Annotated in this window: 7 protein-coding genes and 1 tRNA gene; 3 read left to right on the top strand and 5 right to left on the bottom strand. The window is 42.9% G+C overall.

Annotated features, from left to right (window positions below; genetic code table 11):
• Positions 1 to 54: 54 nt before the first annotated feature.
• On the bottom strand, positions 55 to 993 hold the full coding sequence (locus tag HXT40_RS01500) for a DMT family transporter (protein ID WP_103013906.1): 939 nt from the start codon (positions 991 to 993) through the stop codon (positions 55 to 57).
• 3 nt (positions 994 to 996) lie between these two features.
• Entirely contained in the window at positions 997 to 2,856 is a 1,860-nt protein-coding gene (locus HXT40_RS01495) for a phosphotransferase (protein WP_421777276.1), read from the bottom strand.
• A gap of 405 nt (positions 2,857 to 3,261) precedes the next feature.
• Between HXT40_RS01495 and HXT40_RS01490 the strand changes: the two genes are divergently transcribed.
• Both HXT40_RS01490 and HXT40_RS01485 read left to right on the top strand, forming a co-directional pair.
• Positions 3,262 to 4,194: a glycosyltransferase family 2 protein gene (locus HXT40_RS01490; RefSeq protein WP_012914461.1), complete on the top strand. Its 933-nt coding sequence runs from the start codon at positions 3,262 to 3,264 to the stop codon at positions 4,192 to 4,194.
• A 93-nt stretch (positions 4,195 to 4,287) separates the two neighbouring features.
• Complete coding sequence (locus HXT40_RS01485; protein ID WP_421777275.1) at positions 4,288 to 6,384, top strand: hypothetical protein; 2,097 nt, start codon at positions 4,288 to 4,290, stop codon at positions 6,382 to 6,384.
• Here the strand turns inward: HXT40_RS01485 and HXT40_RS01480 are convergent.
• The 3 genes from HXT40_RS01480 to HXT40_RS01470 all read right to left on the bottom strand — a co-directional run bounded on the left by HXT40_RS01480 (position 6,370) and on the right by HXT40_RS01470 (position 9,202).
• Positions 6,370 to 8,388 (bottom strand): GH25 family lysozyme, encoded by a 2,019-nt coding sequence (locus tag HXT40_RS01480; RefSeq protein WP_421777274.1) that lies wholly within the window; start codon positions 8,386 to 8,388, stop codon positions 6,370 to 6,372. The genes HXT40_RS01485 and HXT40_RS01480 overlap by 15 nt on opposite strands.
• A 137-nt stretch (positions 8,389 to 8,525) precedes the next feature.
• A tRNA-Gly gene (locus HXT40_RS01475) sits at positions 8,526 to 8,599 on the bottom strand.
• Between the two features lie 120 nt (positions 8,600 to 8,719).
• Positions 8,720 to 9,202, bottom strand: coding sequence for a holo-ACP synthase (locus HXT40_RS01470; protein WP_076003061.1), 483 nt, complete (start codon positions 9,200 to 9,202; stop codon positions 8,720 to 8,722).
• A gap of 571 nt (positions 9,203 to 9,773) precedes the next feature.
• Here HXT40_RS01470 and HXT40_RS01465 point away from each other — a divergent pair.
• Positions 9,774 to 19,298, top strand: a complete 9,525-nt coding sequence (locus tag HXT40_RS01465) for a Rib/alpha-like domain-containing protein (RefSeq protein WP_421777273.1) — start codon at positions 9,774 to 9,776, stop codon at positions 19,296 to 19,298.
• The last annotated feature ends 515 nt before the right edge of the window (positions 19,299 to 19,813 follow it).

Genomic DNA, 19,813 nt, shown 5'->3' with positions numbered 1-19,813 from the left:
ACTGCTATAAACTGTTGCCACAATGCAATACAGGTTTATCATACTCCGTTGCGATTATTTTTCGGAAGCCACCACTACCGTCCCCGCAATTATCACCACGCAACAAACCCACGCAATAAGCGGCGGAATCGTTTGAGAAAGTAACGCTGCTGCAATCATGCTCCACGCCGCGTACGTAATATTTCCAGCCATAGCGCGCGTCGCACCAACCTGAGCAATACCGCGGTAGTAGCACAAGTAGGAAGCAGCACCAAGTAACGCTATAAATATAGCTAACGCAATAAAGCCGGCTGATTGCATAATCTTTACGCTAAAAACCGGCAGTATCGTACACAACGGCACAATGAGTAAGGCGTACGACAGTGCGGAAACAGTTTCGCGCACGTGCAGCATTACTTCGTCGTCCACGCTTTGCTTTCTGGTAGCCCACGCGCAAGCAACGGCTTCACTTCCCCAACCAATAACACTGAAAATAGCCGCAATCAAACCTAAGACTATGCTGCCCGGAGAGAAGACAGTTGCGGTTGAAGATTCCGCGCAAGAACAGTAGCCAAGCACTCCTACCGCAATAAGCGTTACAGCAAAAGCACAATATTTCAACGCACTTAAGCGTTCGCGCAACACAATAGAAGAAAGTACTATGCCAAAAGCCGGGTACAGTGCGGAAATCGCAGCAGCGTAACCGGCACCAATATTGCTTGCCGCAATAGCGTAACCGGTCATACCAATTGGGCCTCCAAGAAGCGAACTCAACACAATAGGCACAATCAATTTCGTACGTTTGCAAAGAGCAACAGTTTCGCGCAACTTTGAACGACAAGCCATATAAATCCACAATATTACAGCACACACAACATCGTGAACGCAAGCGCCCACAACGCCCACATACCATACTGCAGAAGGTGTTAAACCATGAACAGATAACGCAACCAATACCGCAAGCAAAGCAGTATCAAGTCCCCAAAACAGTCCGCTTATTAAGGAATATTTCATAAATCACACCTTTACTACAGAGCCTGCAGACCCGTCACAACCAGCAGATTCAGAGGATTCAGCGGATACGGCACCATATTCGCTCGAAGCGCGGTCGACATAACGTTTCGCATAACGGTAATACAAATAACGACAGTCACCTACAGGCTCCCCCTCAGCCTCTTTTACCAACGACCACAAATACCAACACCACCCCGCAAAACCAACGTACGCCATGCAATGACGACGCTCAGCACAAGTAGGATTGCGCTCAAAATACTCCGCTAGAACCGCGTCAAATTCCTGCTCATTAAGCGCGTCAGACACGCACAACGTACCCAAATCCTGCGCATAATCCGACATCCCCGCATACTCCCAATCAATCAGATGGTAGCGTCCAGCAACATCCACAAGCACATTCGCACCCAATATATCGTTGTGCGCCAAGCAAATTTTTTGACAAGCATCTTTACTCACGCACTCATGCAAACAATCAACCTTATGAAGCAAAGCGTCAGCACCCTCAGGCAACGCAACACGGCGAGCGCGCAAATCGCGCAAATAACGCTGAGATTCCTCATAAAAATCGAAGCACCTACTCACCGTAGCACCACTGTTGTGAAGCTTACGAATCAGACACATACCTTCGCGCAAATCGCAAGAATCGTGAAAATCAGCGGTACGACAACCTTTCAAAAAATGCGAAATTTTCCAGCCATACTTCGGATCATCCGCAACCAACGTACCGTCCAAACCAAGGCGCTGCGCCGCACGCAAAGCCTCATCCTCAGCCTGGCGATTCACCAACACATCCGTGCCAACCCCCGGATGACGGTACACATACTCGTTAGAACCAACCATAAAATGGCAAGAAAGATTCGTCAAACCATTTTTCAACGGGTAAACGTCGCGAATATCCGACTTTTTGCAACCAAGCACCTTAACGATGCGGTCAAAAACTTCACTGTCAACATTTTCCAAAAACAGCGGATCAAACTCGCGAAGCTCATCTAACGAATCGAACTCGTGAATAATCGGCGTATCGTAGCGGCGCATGCGCATATCAAGCTCGTCTAAATGCTCAATCAAAATGTCTTCCCACAGCTTGCCAGCAGTCTGCGGCAAATCATATTCCGCACGCAAAATTCGCACAAACTTAGCCGAAAATTCGCTGTCAAAATACACGTGACCAATCATGTACCACGCATCACTGCCACCAATAGTTACCGAAGTAATGCGATCGTGCGCACCTACACTCATACACCACTCTTTAGTGCGGCCCCGCTGATATTGCGCAGAATAGTAAGCCTTCCACACGTATGGTTCAAAAGGATTTTCGTCGAAATAATTGTCAGAAGAACAAATATACGTGTTACTTAAAAGGTGAGCAACAGCCATGATTGAACTGTTGTTGTTGCGCTCACGATATTCCTTATTTGGCACGATTTTTACGCAAAAATCGCCTTTAGTAAACTTGTCTTCCAAATAGAAGAAACGTTCCTGCTTGTATCCAACTACTACGCTAATATCGTTAATTCCTGCCGCTTGTAATTGACGAATTTGTCGTTCAATAAGCACTTCGCCGCGCACAGTGAGTAAACCTTTTGGCAATTCGTAAGAAATCGGGGAAAAGCGGGAGGAAAGGCCGGCTGCCATGATCACCGCATTGTGGACGCGATGCGGTTCGAGTGCGGTAAGACCTTTTGATGTAACTTCACCATTAACAACAAACCCATGCTGAATAGCATCGCGTAACGCACTATTGACTGTGCCTAATGAAAGCTTCGTATGCTCAGCTATAGTACGTTGATTACTTCCTGGCAAACGTTGCAATGCTGATATTACAGCAAATTCGTTATGAGTTAATGCTGAATATGCTTCCATAACAGTGTCTCCATGCACTAGCCGAGGTGCATAATGATGACTCTATACATTTTGTTGCATTAGTATAGTATGCACAAAGGTGTTCAAAAATAATTATTATTAGTTTATTTTGAACATTTGACACTGTTTGCAGCATACACTTTTATACGTATTGCATGGCACCATAACTATTCTTAATACTCACATTCATTACATAACTTGAAAAAATTACATAACACTTGCCACGCAGTATAGCAGACTATATGCGCAAGTACTACGCACAGTACTGCACACTGCCACATAAACGCAAATAGATTGTTGCACTACAATCCACAACAATAGGTAAGATAACAGTGATATGCACATAGTATAAGAACATTACTGCTCATTCCATGCGCACCATTCGCCATTATGAAGGGACATATTATGACTTCTGTCGCAGTGCTGCTGCCGTGCTATAACGAGGCAATCACCATTGAAAAAGTTGTTAAAGACTTTAAGGCGGCACTTCCAGAAGCAACAATATACGTGTACGACAACAACTCAACGGACAATACTGCAAAAATAGCCAAAGAAGCAGGTGCTGTAGTTCGCAAAGAACCTAGACAAGGCAAAGGCAATGTGATTCGTGCAATGTTCCAAGACATAGACGCAGATGTTTACGTAATGGCAGACGGCGACGACACATATCCCGCTGAAGCGGCACCAAACATGGTCGCCAAAGTTATTGAAGGCTACGACATGGTTATTGGCGACCGTCTAAGTTCTACGTATTTCCAAGAGAATAAGCGACCATTCCACAATTTTGGAAATCGTTTAGTTAGAGGCGCAATCAACACGCTTTTCCACGCAAAAGTAACTGATATTATGACAGGCTATCGCGCTTTTTCTTTTTCATTCGTAAAGACTTATCCTGTACTTTCGCGCGGATTTGAAGTTGAAACAGAAATGACTATTCATTCACTCAACAACAATATAAAACTGTACGAAATGCCAATTCAGTATCGTGACCGCCCAGAAGGATCAGTTAGCAAGCTAGACACAGTTGGAGACGGTATTCGAGTGCTTTCAACCATTTTTCACATGATTCGCGAATACAAACCAATGCCTTTCTTTGGAACACTTGGCGTAATAATAACACTGTGCGGAGTAGGAGCATGCATGCTTCCATTCATAGAATTTTGGCGCACACACCTAGTAACACGCTTCCCTACTCTAATTGGTGCTGTAATGCTAATTATTACAGGATTACTATTCTTTATTTCCGGAATTATTCTTGAGATTTTAGCCAAAAATGAGCGCAAACGTTTTATAGAACAAGTAAACCTTTTTGATTACATAAAAAGAAATAGAAAGTAGTAACCTGTGCGAGCCGTCATAAAAAACAATCTTAAACTAAAAACTTATTTGCCATATATAGTGTGCTTTGTTATAAGCGGACTAATAACACTAATGTTTTTTAGTAACTTATTTCAAGCATCCGAATTAGGATTTAAAACACAAAGCATAAATTTAAGCACAGTAAAAGAAGTAAAAGCTGAACAAGCAGAAGACTCTACAAACGCAAGCCGTGATGAAATATATGCAAAATACAAAAATGACGGCGTACATATATCTAAAAATGGCGCAGATGTAGAATTCACAAACTTAAACACGTACAGCAAAACATTAGAGATTTCGCTACAACAAACAAAACCAGTTTATTACGTAACTGGAAGCGTAGAATTAGAAGACTTTGGTGTAGCTCCTGGATACGCTTTAGCTAGCCAATTTAAAATAACAACAGGAAAATTTAATACGACTAAAGTACGTTTAGAAAGTCACGGAAAACTAAACAAAATAAAATTACACTTTAATGAAACGCCAAACGGAATCGTTGTTAAAAATATAACAATTAATCCAAAATACAAGTTGCACATAAACTATGCGAAATGGGCTATATTATTCGTTTTTAGATCCGCGATTATAACTATACGTAAGAAAAAATGGCACAAAATAGCCTATATTCAAGGAGATCGAGCTCAAACCATAATTTTTTGGGCTTTGTGCGCAATAGTAACCGGATTCTCACTGTATATTTGGCTCCGATTAAACACTTATAATCGAATACGCGTTCCACTCTCCTACGATAAATACGATTTTATAGACGGAAACCCATATACAGAGCAGTTAAAAGCCTGGAAACAAGGATCGCTATCTTTGCTACAAGACCCACCAAATGGCTTATTGCATTCAACAAACCCATTTAGCATTGGCAAAAGAATGCAATTAGTGCGCGAGGGAACTCCTGCAATATGGGATGTTGTGCTGCATAATGGCAAATATTATTGCTACTTTGGAATAGTACCGTTTATTTTAACTTATTTGCCGTTTAACGCTTTGTTCCCAGCTTGGATGCCGAGCGCAATAATGGTCACAACATTATTTGCAGCAATTACAATACCAGCATTATTTGCATTGTGGAAAGAAATAATAACATTCTTTGAAATACGAATAAACTACTGCTCAATGCTGCTTATAGGAGCAGCCTTACCATTTGGATGCCTTGTTTTTTATCTGCAAGCATCTGCATCGATTTACTACATTCCTATGGTAAGCGCTATATTTTTCGGAACATTATTTGTTTACGCATCACTGAAAGCCGTAAGGCTTAAGACTAAATTTGCTCAGTACGCATTATTTGCTTTAGCTGGATTAAGCTTAGCTTTGCAATGCGGTTGTAGACCAAATTCTTGCATTTCCACAGTTGCGTTTATAGCCCCACTGTTTATTGCTTTACTGCTTAACAACTCCAGAAGCGTAGTAAATAAAGTATCTGCAGCTTTAAGCTTCCTAACTCCTGCAATAGCTGGGTTTGCCGGAATCTTAGTATATAACTACTTGCGTTTTGGTTCATTCTTTAACTTTGGTAACGAAGAACAATTAACAAATTTTGACTTGCGATTTAATCGTATAGCATTTGACCCTCTAAAAATCAAAGACTTGTTAATAAACTTCTTTATAAAGCCACCAAGCATAGATACGGAATTCCCGTATATTACAATAACCAGCTCAAACATTTCGGATTATGGAAATAGTTTCTTTAATCACATGACATTTGGTCTGCTATCAATACCACTTATTTGGGGCATTTTCTTAATAAGACGCAAGTACATGCAAAAAATCGAATACATAATGTGCTTAAGCGGAATAACATTCTCGATTATGTTAATCTACGTAAACTACTGCTTAGGCGGCAGCCTTTACCGTTATTATTGCGATTCAATAATAATTCTTATGATTATTGCATCTATTGGTTTTGCTAGAAGAAATTGCTCAGCTAATCAAGATGCGCAGTTGCAATTAGATAAAGAAAATGCATGCAACAATATCGAATTGAATAGGAACCAAATGTCTACTCAAACTCTAATCGTTGCATGCACTACATTAACGATAGTATTAGGATTCTTGCTTGTATTTGCAAATCACACAGAAGCTGCGAATGAAATACAATACACAAATCCAGATGCTTTTATTGCATGGAGCCAAATGCTATCAGTGGGCTTCTAACACAACATTCTGGCACTTTTGATGCCATAAGCCATTGCCATCATTGTGTTCATCTTCAATAGGCGCGCCGACCTTCTTAAAGTCACCGCGCGCATAATAATCCTTGCGAAGATTGAACATGATAACGAACTTCTTGTCTGTGCCATGCGTCCAAACATCACCATTCTGGCAACGCTGACGCCACCAGCCAGCACCCAAATTCTCCTCATCAGCAACAGGAGCACCAAGCCAACCAGCACCACGATGCCTATAGTAAGAATCACGAAGAGCAAACATGATAACAAACTTCTTATCCCTACCATGCGTCCAAACATCACCATTCTGGCAACGCTGACGCCACCAGCCGCCGCCCATGTTTTCCTCTTCGGCAACAGGAGCGCCAAGCCAAGCAGCACCACGATGTCCTTGGTAAGAGTCGCGTAACTCAAACTGAATCACGTACTTAATGTCTCTGCCATGCGTCCAAACATCACCATTCTGGCAACGCTGACGCCACCAGCCAGCACCCATGTTTTCCTCGTCGGAAATAGGCGAGCCAAGTCGCGAATAGCTTCCGTGCTTATAGTAGGAGTCGCGCAATTCGTACTGGATTACGTACTTCTTATCTCGGCCTTGCGTAAACACATCGCCGTGCTTGCAGTGCTGACGCCACCAGCCAGCACCCAAATTCTCCTCATCAGCAACAGGAGCACCAAGACGACCATAACCACCATGCTTGTAGTAGGAGTCACGCAATTCGTACTGGATTACGTACTTCTTATCTCGACCCTGCGTAAACACATCGCCGTGCTGGCAACGCTGACGCCACCAGCCAGCACCCAAATTCTCCTCATCAGCAACAGGAGCACCAAGACGACCAGGACCGCCATGAGCATAATATGAATCGCGAAGCTCGTACTGGAGCACAAACTTCTTGTCTCCATTAGTCCATACTTCACGACGACCAAAACTCTTTACAGTCCAGCTACCATAGTTGCGCGTTTCTCCAGAAGGCTTAGACGAATTAGGCTTAGTAATAGTGCTACCAAACTCAGAAACACCATTGATTTCGCCGCCATCAGCCATGCCGAATGCGTTCAAATCGACGCGACCATCAATTCCGTCAACGCTGCCGTCGGAAGTGTACTGCCATCCGCGCAATGCTGTAGAAATAGGGAAGCCTACGCGAGAACCGTAGCTAGCAACCCAGCTTGTACGCTCGTGAATATACTGAGAATTTAATGGTCCTCTCAAATAATTTGCATAAGAGTAAACGCCGAGCTTATGGTAGCCTGCAGAAACTAACTGATTCCACCAGGAAGCAACAATATCCTGGTAAACGTATGGTGATGTTGGTGGTTTATGACCACTCCAGCTCCACTTTTCCAAATCGTAATAAACAGGATACGTTAAATCTTGAGGACTTACTCCAGCACCCTGCAAAAGATTTACAATGTCGGCACCTTCAGCAGCACCATCTTCAGCTTTTTCAGCATAGGAATACATGTAAATGCCGAATGGAATACCAAGACGCTTGCATTCGCTAATATTGCGCAAAGCTTGCTTGTCATATCCATTATCCCAGCCATAGCTAATACGAATAATCGCACCATCTACTCCAGAAGCTTTTACAGCATCCCAATCAATTTCTTTTTGATGCTCAGAAACATCAATAACCGCTTTAGCGTTATTAACGAACACATCATCATTTCCATCAATAAAAGCCGTAGTGCCATCAGCATCACTCCAATGCGCACCATACTCATTATCAATAAACGAGCTTTGATACACAGTGCCAGAATGTGATTGAATAATAGGTTTAACAACACTTTTAGTATGCACATTGGTATACACATTAGCACGCACATTTGCATGCACATGTTCAATCGATGAAGATTTTTGCGGCGCAACGACATTCATAGTGAAAGCAGTAGCAGCCGACACTAATCCAGCTAATACACGTACGATAATCTGTCCCACGAGTCCTCCAGACATGTTTTTTACGTGTCTCTCCGCTATTACCATAGCAATAGCACCCTAATAGCAAGCATAAATTCAATGAAAATGTGAAAACAATATGCAAAACATGTGATTTTCACAAAAAACTGAAATAAATAAACCATTAAAAAGAAAATTGCAAAACGTAAAGCAAAAATAAAAAATGGAGCGGACGACGGGAATCGGACCCGCGTAATCAGTTTGGAAGACTGAGACTCTACCATTGAGCTACGTCCGCAATTACGCACCATATTTGCACGAAATATTCACGCACAAATATCGACTCGTTCAAGTATACAGATGCTTGTGACATCGACACAAGTGCACAAAACATATTTTTCTTATAATGTAGCTTTTCTTATAAGACTTCAAGCATTACAACAGCTGATGCAAAAGCTGAATTATCGTCTAATAATCCGTCATGACTAAGCGAAATATGCCAACGAATATTATCTATGTGCTCACTACTATCTACACACTCGCTGGACGCACTGAAAAACGATTTTACAAGTTGCGAATGCACATCTGAGCTGAGAATAATGCGTGGGCAACCATGGGAATCGTTAAGAATCTCAATACTCGCCCACGGCATGTTATCCAGAGTATATGGATAAGGGTTATTTATTGTGCATAACGCCTCGGACCACGCTTTAATCACAGCTTCTTTGCCAGCCCAGCGTGCTGCAATATGTAAAGCTCTCTCATCATTCTTCACTTGCGCACGAAGATCACATTGTCGAAGCTCTCGCACAGAAAACAGCGCACGCCAACCATTGCCATCCTGCATCTGCTCAGCAAACTGCGCAACGTTTACCAAGTCGTGCCCTATTCCTGCAATCATACGCACCTACTTTTAACACACATACCTACTTTTTTATGTTCTACGCAAAAATACTATATAAAATCTTGTATAAAATATATTTAAATCAACAATCACTTACGCGCTTTTACTGCAGTAGCAAACGCCGAAAAAGTCACCGGCAAATGTTTTCCAAAACTACAAAACAGCAACAAACACCAGAAAATTACGCACGCGACAAATTGCTTAAGCATGTGCACAAGAAACGTTACAAGCGTGATTAATTCATATACGAATAAATTACTATAAAACGATAAACTTTTAGATAATTTTAAATAATTCGTCGTTATGACAATATTTTATACATAGAGCACCCCCCCCCCGGCAGGAAATTTTACAGTTATGGAATACTTAACAATAAAAAAATTACGACAAAATAGCAAAAATACGATATAATATTATGCAGCATGTGTATAAGCGTACTTATTGTCTATCGTTGCTTTATGCAAACACAGAATTAGTGTTTGAAGAAGAACTAGACACACGTTTATATACGACGCACATTAGGGAACGCTAAATTAAGAAGCACAAGAATAAAGGATTACGGATTATTATGGCAAATAACAACCGCAAAAAGCATGCACGCGAGCAAGTTGAGAGCTCGTTTAAAAACGTTGATTCATCTTCTGCGTATGCAACCATGCGCAAGGTGTCATTGAGCACACTTGCCACAGTTCTCACTGCAGCAACCTGCTTGGGTGGTCAGCCAATCCTCGCATCCTCTAATATTCTTCTTCCTCCAACTACTGCGGCATTTGCGGAAGAAGTGCGTAAGAACGACCCTACTCCTTGGCTGCATACACCAAACATTCTTGAGTTCCAAAGGTATCGCTTTGCTAACAGCAATGGAACAATCGGTCAAATAGGATCCGACGGTTTGGGTGATTACAGTAATGTTACTAAAAAGTCGGATATGTATGCACACCTTGAAAAGAACGGAAACGACCAGTACCTAATCTTCGATGTGTTCTTTAACAACGATGGTAAAGATATGACTGGCGCTTCCAAGCAACAACAGTATGTTTGGCAAATTCCTTTTACAGTTGCTGACTTAAATAATGGTTATTACAAGCCAGGCAACACATTAAGTGATTTAAGTTTTAATTTTTATAAACGAAATAGCACTAGTCCACAAACAAAAAACGCTGTTCTTTCACGCGATTTTTCATTATTCACTAAAGAAAATAGCCAGTCAAAAAATCTTAATAACCCCTTGCAAGATGACCAGCACCTTGGAAACTCTTTATACAAAATAACCTTAGGCATAAGAGGAGGAAACAGCAACAAGCAAGATTTGAGTGATACTTTCCACAATAATGCAGGCGACGGGGTTATTAGCAATGCTACACAACTGAGAGGCGTATATAGCGGCAAGAGCTACGGCATCGGCTTAAGAACTACAAACGTCGACTATGCAGTGCACATGCATTGCAAAGTAAAGTTACGTCAAGGAGTCACTCTTGACGACATCCAAGATGCTTATACATGGGCAAATACAAGTACTTATGGTAGAACGACTAACTCAGCATACACCTTTATTTCTGGTCGCGAGCGCTGGACTGAACAAAATCTTAAGCGCACAAAAAGCGATAACACTGCTCCAAAGCTGTATTTTAATGGCAAAGAGATTAGCGATTCCAACAACAGCATTGACGTGTATCAGGGTGAGTCACCAAAGATTACTTTCGGCACGTCTGACAATAGCGAAAAGGTGACGAAGTTCTCTGTAAGCGGTTTCCCAGACTTTGCTAAAAATGGCAATGTTGACGAGAAAAACGATAATGGCATTAACGCTAGCGAAAGCAATCCTCATACCAAGGTTGTTGAAAACGTTAAGTTTGAGCACAAGAACGGCAATACGCCAGTAAACTCCGACTACACGATTACTGTTTCTGCAACCGACGCTTCCGGCAACAAAGCAGAAAAGAAAGTCACTGTACATCTTAAGAACCAAAATCTTAAGCATAAGGTTCCAACCGCTACCCCAATTACTGTTGATTGGGGTTATAAGCCAACTGCAGATGAGCTCAAGAAGCATGTTTCTGGAGCCGACGGCGGCACGCTTACTTTTGACTCTATTCCAAATACTGAAATTCCTGAGCAGTACTTTAACGGAAAAGATACTATTCCTGCATACGCTTCTGGAAAAGTGACGTATAGCGATGGCTCGTATCACAATGTGACTGTTCCTGTGAATGTTAAGAAGCCACTTTCTTTGCAACATAAGAGCGAGCTTAAGGATCACACTGTTGAAGTGAACGTTAACGATAAGCTCACAAAGACCAAAGATGGCAACAAGGTTGACGCTAAGGAATATCTTGGTATAACCGATAAGAAGGTTAAAGATAACATCAAGAGCGCAGAGTGGGTTAATGGCGAGCCTTCCACAGCTGTTGCCGGAAAAAGAGAGTACACTGTTAAAGTCACGTTTAATGACGGCAGCACAGCGGAAGAAAAGGTTACTTTCACAGTTCGCCCTCAAAAGCCTACAATTAAGACTGATTTGACTGGTGTTGCAGGCGTAAAGGGCAAGGAAGTTGAAGTTTATGCAGGTCCTGGAACAGCTGGAAGCACTGTAACTCTTAAGGATAACGGTAAGAATACAATCGGCACGGGAACCGTTGGAGCTGATGGCAAAGTTACAATTACTGTTAAGGATGAAATTCCTGAAGGAAGCATTACTGCAGTAACTACTACTGCAGATTCCGTAAGCTCTGACGCAAGCGACGCTAAGAAGGCTACTAAGGATGACAAAGCTCCAACGCTTACTGCTGATAAAGATAGCTTTACCGTAAAAGTTGGCGACGATCTGAAAATTCAGCTTACTGCAAAAGATGATGTAAAGATTGAATCTATTGACACAGCAACAGCAACGATGGCTCTGTTTAAAAATGACCCAACAAAGCTGCTTAGTAACCCAACTCGCGCTGGAGTCAAGTACGATTCTAAGAATAATACAGACACACAGAAGAAACTTACTTATACATTCTCTGGCTTTAAGCCTGAAGAAGTTGGCACTTATACTCTTACGTTCTCCGCAACTGATGCTGCTGGTCACAAAACAGAAAAAACTGTGACTGTAAAAGTGGAGAAAAAAGAAGATCTTCAGCCTAAGAATATTACTGTTGACTTAGGTCACAAACTCACCGAGAAAGACGCCGAAAAAGCTATTGCCAACGGAAGAAAGCTTAAAAAAGCAGGTGCAACCTTCAAGTGGAGCACTGAAACTGGCGGAACTCCAGACACTTCCACTATTGGCAAGGAAAAGACTGGAAAAGTTATTGTAACTATTCCTACTAACGACCCAAAGAATCCGCGCGTTGAAACTGTTGACGTTAAGGTAACTGTTAAGGATCATAAAGAGCCTGAAGTTACGATTAAGCAAAAAGGCAATGATGGCAACTATAAAGATGTTCAGATTACTGTTGATAGTTCACAAAAAGTCGTTACTAAAACAGCAACTATTACTACATACCGCGGCGATAAGAACGATATTAAGATTACTGCAACAGACAACAGTGGCAACGTTACAACTCTTACTTTAACGTCTAAAACTCCAGGAGAAACAGAAAAAGCTCCTACCGGAACTGGCACAACTACAGAGCCTAAGACTTTGACGCTTGATGGCACTACTCCGCTCAACACTAAGCCTGGCGAGTATACGCGTACCTTAAAAGCGGTGGACCCTTCGGGCAATCTTAATGAAGTAACTGTTAAGTTTATTGTTAAGCCGCAATCCGACAAATATGGTGATGTTAAAGGCAAGCCTGTTACGTACAACATGGGCAGCGGCACAAAGCATCCGGATCCTAAGAGCGGTATTAATGCAGATGATCTAAAGAAACTACCTAGCGACGCTACCTACTCTTGGGCTAAGGAACCAGATTGGAATAAGCCTGGCGAGCAGAAAGATGCTAAAGTTCGCATAACATTTAAGGACGGTTCAACTAAAGACGTTACTACAACCGTTACCGTTAAGGACGATATCGCGCCTGTTATTAACACACCTAGTACCAATAAGGCAAAGAGAGCAGATACCGATAAAACACCTGAGTACTACCAGTTCAAGGTACATAATGGCAAACCGTTCAGCATTGATATCAACGCTTATGACAACAGCGGAAAGATCAAGAGTGCAACAATAGCAACATTCCCAGGTCATGACGGAAAAATCACTGTTGACAATCAAAACGGGAATTCTGCAGAAAAGCCTGCGACTATTCATATTAAAGGCACTGCTCAGCGAGATGCGAAGATAACCAATTCGTCAGACAATAAGTGGTCTCGTGAGCTTGTTGTTACAGACGAAGCTGGCAACGAGTCTAAGCTTAAGGTTCAGATTTCCGTATACACGGATGCTGAAGAGCATAATGCTGCTCCTAATGCTACACCAAAGAATCCTGACCAAAACGCAATTACCAACGCAATTACTATTACCAAGAAGGATGACCCGAAGAAGACCCCAATTGATAAGAAAGATTTGACTTTCACAGTTGGAAATATTCCTCAAGATGATGGTGTTCACACTGTTCCTGTAACAATTACATACCCGGATCATTCAACTACAATAGTTAATGTTCCTGTGTTGATTCATAAGGATGCTAAGGATTATGATCCAAAGGGTCAAACAGTTGAAGTTCCATGGAACACTAAGCCAGAAGAATTGACTAAGAAAATTAAGTCGTTTGGCAGTGGCAATGGCTTGAAGTGGAACGGCAACTCTCCAAAGCAAGATCCAACAGTAGAAATCGTCAACACGAAAGACGTTCCAAGTACCGATAAGCCTGGCGAGAGACAAGTGCAGGTTAAGGTTACGTATAAGGATGGCTCTAGTGACGTTGCAACAGTAACTGTTAAAGTGCTGAAGCCACAAAGCGAAACTTATACGCCAGAAGGTCAAACAATTAACATTGACTACAATAAGACGCCGAATAAAACCATTGAAAACAGCATAAAGAATAATGGTATTAAGCTAAAGAAGAATGGCACTGACACAACTTTGCCTACTGACGCAAAAGTGACCATTGACAACGCAAACACTGTTCCAAATGGCACTCAATCTGGCGATTTTACTGTTCCTGTAACAATCACCTATGGCGATGGTTCAACGGATCACGCAACGGTAACCGTTAAGGTTGGCGAGCCTCAGAATAAGAAGTATGAGCCAAAGCAGCCTGAGGGAATCAGCGTTGGATATAACGGTAAGGTTCCTTCTGACAGTGACATCATTACTAAAGTCACTGTTCCAAACCAACCAACTGGTACAACAATTGCTATTGATAAAGGTCAAACACCTATCGACACTAAGACTCCTGGAACCGTAAACGTTAAGGTTACTGTTAAGTATCCTGACGGTTCTGAGGATCACGTGGAAGTTCCTGTAACAGTTGGCAATCCAGATAACGAGACCTATAAACCAGGCGCAGAAGCTATCAACAAGAAGCGTAATGAGAAAGCTCCTGATGCTGATGAAATCAAGAATGCTGTGAAGACTTCTACAGTTAAGGACAAGACTGCTCCAAAGGAAACAACAGTAGAACTTGTAGATCCAAATGGCACTCTGCCTTCTACAGACAAGACTGGCACAACTAACGTACCTGTTAAGGTCACATATCCAGATGGTTCCAGCACTGTTGTGCAAGTGCCTGTAGTAGTTACAGATACCGATGCCACTGCAAACACTCCTGCAGTTGACCCTGTGGAAGAGCCGTATGGCACTGGTAAAGAAAAGACCAAGGAAGCTGTTAAGAAGGCTGTAACTGTTCCTGATTTTAAGCCAAAGAAGGACGGCGATAGGCCAACAGTCACTATCACAAGTGCCGATAAGGATATTCCAGACGGCAATACCCCTGGCACCTATCATGTTAAGGTTAAAGTCACATACCCAGATAACACAACTGATGAAGTTACTGTTGATGTGACTATTAAGAACAAGCAGTCGGATACTTTCGAGCCAAAAGCAAAGCCTGTTGTTAAGCCGTTTGGCAAGCAGGTTACATCTGATGATGTAACAAGCAATGTAACTGTTCCTAATTGGCCAGAAGCAGACAAGAGTAAGCTAAAGATTGAGTTGAACGAGCCTAACACAAAGCTTCCAGATGGTAAGACTCCTGGAAACTCTACTGTTAAGGTTAAAGTCACCTACCCAGATGGCACGACTGACATTGTTGACGTGCCAGTAACTATTAGCAATAAGCAGTCTGAACTTTACCCACCTAAGGCAGATAATCTTGAAAAAGATAATGGTCAAAAGCCTTCGGACGACGAAATTATCGGCAAAGTAAGTGTTCCTACCTGGCCAACGAACGAAACAAATAAGCCAACTTACTCTATTGCTGAGGGAGATAAGTCTAAGATCCCTAATGGAGATAAGGCTGGCAAGTTTGAAGTGCCTGTAACAGTTACGTATCCGGATGGATCAACAACTGTTATTAACGTACCTGTAACTATCAAGGCTCCAACTGCTACAGCTAAAGTTGTGACTGTGCCAAAGGGCGTGGAGCCTAAGCCAGAGGACAGCATTGTCAATAAGGATAAGTTCCCTAATGGCACTAAGTTCGAGTGGGATAACAACGGAAAACCAGACACATCTAAGGAAGGTAACAGCGTAAAAGGCAAAGTAAAGATTACTATTCCTGGATCTGATACTCCTCAAGAAGTTGAAGTAAAGGTTAACGTTGTTGACCCAAGTGCATCTGAAGTCAACGTGCCACAGGGCAAGGATTTGCCAGAAGCTAAGGATGTTATTAAGGATTCTCACGATACTAGTAAGTTCCCTAATGGCACTACGTTCGAATGGAAACCTGAAGATAAACCAGATACTAACAATCCTGGCGCAAAGAATGGCAAGATTATTGTTACCCTCCCAGGTCAATCCCCTGTAGAAGTGCCTGTAACAGTGAACGTTTTGCCAAAGCCAGAAGCGAATGTTGTGAACGTTCCACAAAATGGCACACTGCCAGAAGCTAAAGATGCTATTAAGGATTCTAGCGATAAGAGTAAGTTCCCTAATGGCACTACGTTCGAGTGGGAAGACAGTGACAAACCAACTACAGATACCGTTGGAGAAAAGACAGGCGGTAAAGTAAAAGTCACCATTCCAGGCGTAAATGGCAAGTCTGGTTATACGATTGATGTTCCTGTAACAGTGAACGTAAACCCTGTGCCTATCGCGAAGGAAACCACCGTCCCACAGAACAGCAATCCTGATCCTAAGAACAGCATTGATAACAACAACAAACTCCCTAAGGGAACCACATTCGAGTGGAAGAAAGATGCTGCTCCAAAGACCGACAAGCCAGGCACTGCTAGTGGAACAGTGATTGTCAAGATTCCAGGGCAAGCACCTCAAGAAGTGCCAGTAACAATTACTGTGACACCAGCACCTGTTGCAAACGACGTAACTGTGTTGCAAAAGAAGAATGGTGACACAACTGACACTACCCCTAAGCCAGAGGATGTTATTAAGAATCATAAGGATCTACCTAAGGATGCTAGTATTTCTTGGAAGAAGAAGCCTGATACCTCAAAGACTGGCAACCAACCAGGCGTTGTGACCGTTAAGGTGCCAGGCGAGCCAGATATTGACATTCCAGTCAACGTGCTCGTTGTGCCAAATCCAGTTGGCAAGAAGGTAAGCGTGCCACAAAATGGCAATTTGCCGGATCCAAAAGACATGATTGCCAATAATGGTGAGTTACCTACCGGAACCACATTCAAGTGGTCAACCGACATAAACGGTACACCATCAACCTCTAACACTGGTGAGCAAACTGGCACTGTTGTTGTAAATATTCCAGGTATCGCACCTGTGAATGTACCAGTAACAGTAAACGTTGTGGCACAAAACAAGCCATTTATTAATGGTAGCAAAGCAGAAAACACACCAGATAAGTCTGATAAGACAACTATTACTGGTAAAACTCAGCCAGGAAACACAGTAACTGTCAAAGACAATGGCGGTAATACTGTTGGTACTGGAGATGCCAACAAAGACGGAAACTTCACTATCGAAATCGATAAGAAGGATCCTGGCACAACACTCAAGCTTGTTCCAAGCAAGGGTGGAGTTGATGGTGACGCAACTACTGTAATCGTCACAGCTAAGCCACAAAAGCCAACGATTACGGTACCAACCGACAACCAGAAGAACGACGGAAACGTAACTGTAACTCCGCCAACTGATGACACAACGGTTGTGAAAATTGAAATCAATGCTAAGCCAAATTCAATCAATGGTCCAGAACAGCCAGTTCGCACAATTATTGCTAAGAAGGATAGCAATGGTAAGTGGAAGATTGACGGAGACGCTCCAGAAGGCGTAATCGTTAATCCAGATACTGGCGTTGTTACTATTCCAACAAAGAATTTGGAAGACGGCAGCACTATTACTGCAGTATCTAAGAACAAGACGGACAAACCATCTGATCCCGCTACTGCTGTAACTGGCTTTAAGACTCCACAGATTAGTGAGCAAACGCTAAAAGACAATCCAGATGATTCTACTAAACAAATCATCACTGGAAAGACTCTTCCGGGCGCAACAGTAACTGTTACCGATAACAATGGCAATCAAATCGGAACTGGTACCGCAGATAAAGATGGCAACTTCACTATTACTATCGACAAGCAAAAGCCTGGTGCCATCGTCACCCTCACACCAACCAACGGTAAGGGTGATGGTGCAAAGACAGGCGATAGCGTAAATATTACTGTCAACGGAAATATAACTAAGCCAAAGATTGACACTCCAGCCGAGGGTGGTGCTAGCGTGACGCCTGATCTCACGGATACGCGCGTGAACAAGGTTGTAGTTACTTACACTCCAGAAGGCAGTGAAACAACCGCAACGATTACTGTTGTTGCTGAAGGCGACAAGCATGAGTGGAAGATTGACGGAGACGCTCCAGAAGGCGTAACCGTTAATCCGCAAACTGGCGTTGTTACGATTCCAGCAAACAAGATTAAGCACGGTAGCACTATTACTGCGCAATCAGAAGACAGTAGCGATAAGACTGGCAAGAGCAAGTCAGAAGTGGTAACTGCTAAAGTTGGCGAAAAGGAGAAGCCTGCACCAGAACCAACGCCAACGCCTGCGGGTGAGCCGACTATACTCACGCCACAAGATGGTGTTGAGCAAGGTTCCGCAACTGTTACCCCACCAGCAGATGCTGATACTCTCGAAATCACGTATACTCCAGAAGGCGATACAACGACTCCTGTAACAATTACCGTGAAGAAAGATAAGAATGGTAACTGGACTATTGACGGTAACACTCCAACCGGCGTGACTGTTGATCCTAAGACTGGTAAAGTCACCATCCCTGCAACCCAAATCAAGGATGGTAGTACGATTACCGCGCAAGCCAAGAAGAATGGTCAACCATCCAACACGGCAAACGGTAAAGTCGGAAACAACCCAACCAAGAAACCAGAACCAACACCAACACCAACGCCTGCGGGTGAGCCGACTATACTCACACCACAAGATGGTGTTGAGCAAGGTTCCGCAACTGTTACCCCACCAGCAGACGCTGATACTCTCGAAATCACGTATACTCCAGAAGGCGATACAACGACTCCTGTAACAATTACCGTGAAGAAAGATAAGAATGGTAACTGGACTATTGACGGTAACACTCCAACCGGCGTGACTGTTGATCCTAAGACTGGTAAAGTCACCATCCCTGCAACCCAAATCAAGGATGGTAGTACGATTACCGCGCAAGCCAAGAAGAATGGTCAACCATCCAACACGGCAAACGGTAAAGTCGGAAACAACCCAACCAAGAAACCAGAACCAACACCTGCACCGACCCCTGCTCCAACCCCAGAACATGAATCTGGTTCTCATGATTCTGATGAACACACTGGCAACAGTGAAAACAACAGGAATAAGAGCAATAACACTCAGTTACAAGCTCCTAAGTCTCCTGCACGTCACTCCTCCGGCCAGGTTGCGCAATCAAAGTTAACCAACACAGGCTCTGCAATTGCTGCAGCAGGTGCTGTTGCTGCACTCGCAGCCGCAATAGGTGCTGCACTCGCAGTCATTATTCGCAGGAAGAAGCGCGACTAAACGTTGGTGTTGCAACAAATATTAAAATTGAATAAATAATATACATATGCTCCGTGATAAAAGGGTTCGCGAAATTTACGACAACCCTTCAACCACGGAGCATTGTTATATCTGTAGTAAATCTGTAGAGCTATAGGCCATAGAGGCATAGACTATAGAGACATAGACTACAGAGGTATAGGTGCGATACATAGATGCCATTAAATGATCTGGGACTGGTAGCGAGATAGCACACCACTGCGATAATGACAGCGTACTTGACATTAAGTAATATCAGGCGACATACGCAATGTTACACGTACTAAATATGGCATACTGAACTACAAAGCTACTTACGTGATTGTTAACGCAACTCCAATCGCCCTACATTTTTCCGGCAAATGTGGTCAAATAAGGCAAGAGCGAAAATAAATGCCGAGAATATTCACAGCAAATGTTTCCACATAACGCCAAAACGACTACAAACGCCGGAGAAAATTCCCCGGCGTTTGTAAGTCAAAACCAGCTAAAGCAGC

It is taken from the genome of Gardnerella sp. DNF01180P (assembly GCF_049244205.1).
GTDB lineage: Bacteria > Actinomycetota > Actinomycetes > Actinomycetales > Bifidobacteriaceae > Bifidobacterium > Bifidobacterium swidsinskii.
The sequence above is the reverse complement of the archived record's forward strand: the minus strand, read 5'-3'. Positions and strand labels throughout refer to the sequence as shown.

Coding starts and splice junctions, on each gene's coding strand:
- HXT40_RS01500 (WP_103013906.1), bottom strand. CDS start 993: ATGAAATATTCCTTAATAAGCGGACTGTTTTGGGGACTTGATACTGCT.
- HXT40_RS01495 (WP_421777276.1), bottom strand. CDS start 2,856: ATGGAAGCATATTCAGCATTAACTCATAACGAATTTGCTGTAATATCA.
- HXT40_RS01490 (WP_012914461.1), top strand. CDS start 3,262: ATGACTTCTGTCGCAGTGCTGCTGCCGTGCTATAACGAGGCAATCACC.
- HXT40_RS01485 (WP_421777275.1), top strand. CDS start 4,288: ATGTTTTTTAGTAACTTATTTCAAGCATCCGAATTAGGATTTAAAACA.
- HXT40_RS01480 (WP_421777274.1), bottom strand. CDS start 8,388: ATGGTAATAGCGGAGAGACACGTAAAAAACATGTCTGGAGGACTCGTG.
- HXT40_RS01470 (WP_076003061.1), bottom strand. CDS start 9,202: ATGATTGCAGGAATAGGGCACGACTTGGTAAACGTTGCGCAGTTTGCT.
- HXT40_RS01465 (WP_421777273.1), top strand. CDS start 9,774: ATGGCAAATAACAACCGCAAAAAGCATGCACGCGAGCAAGTTGAGAGC.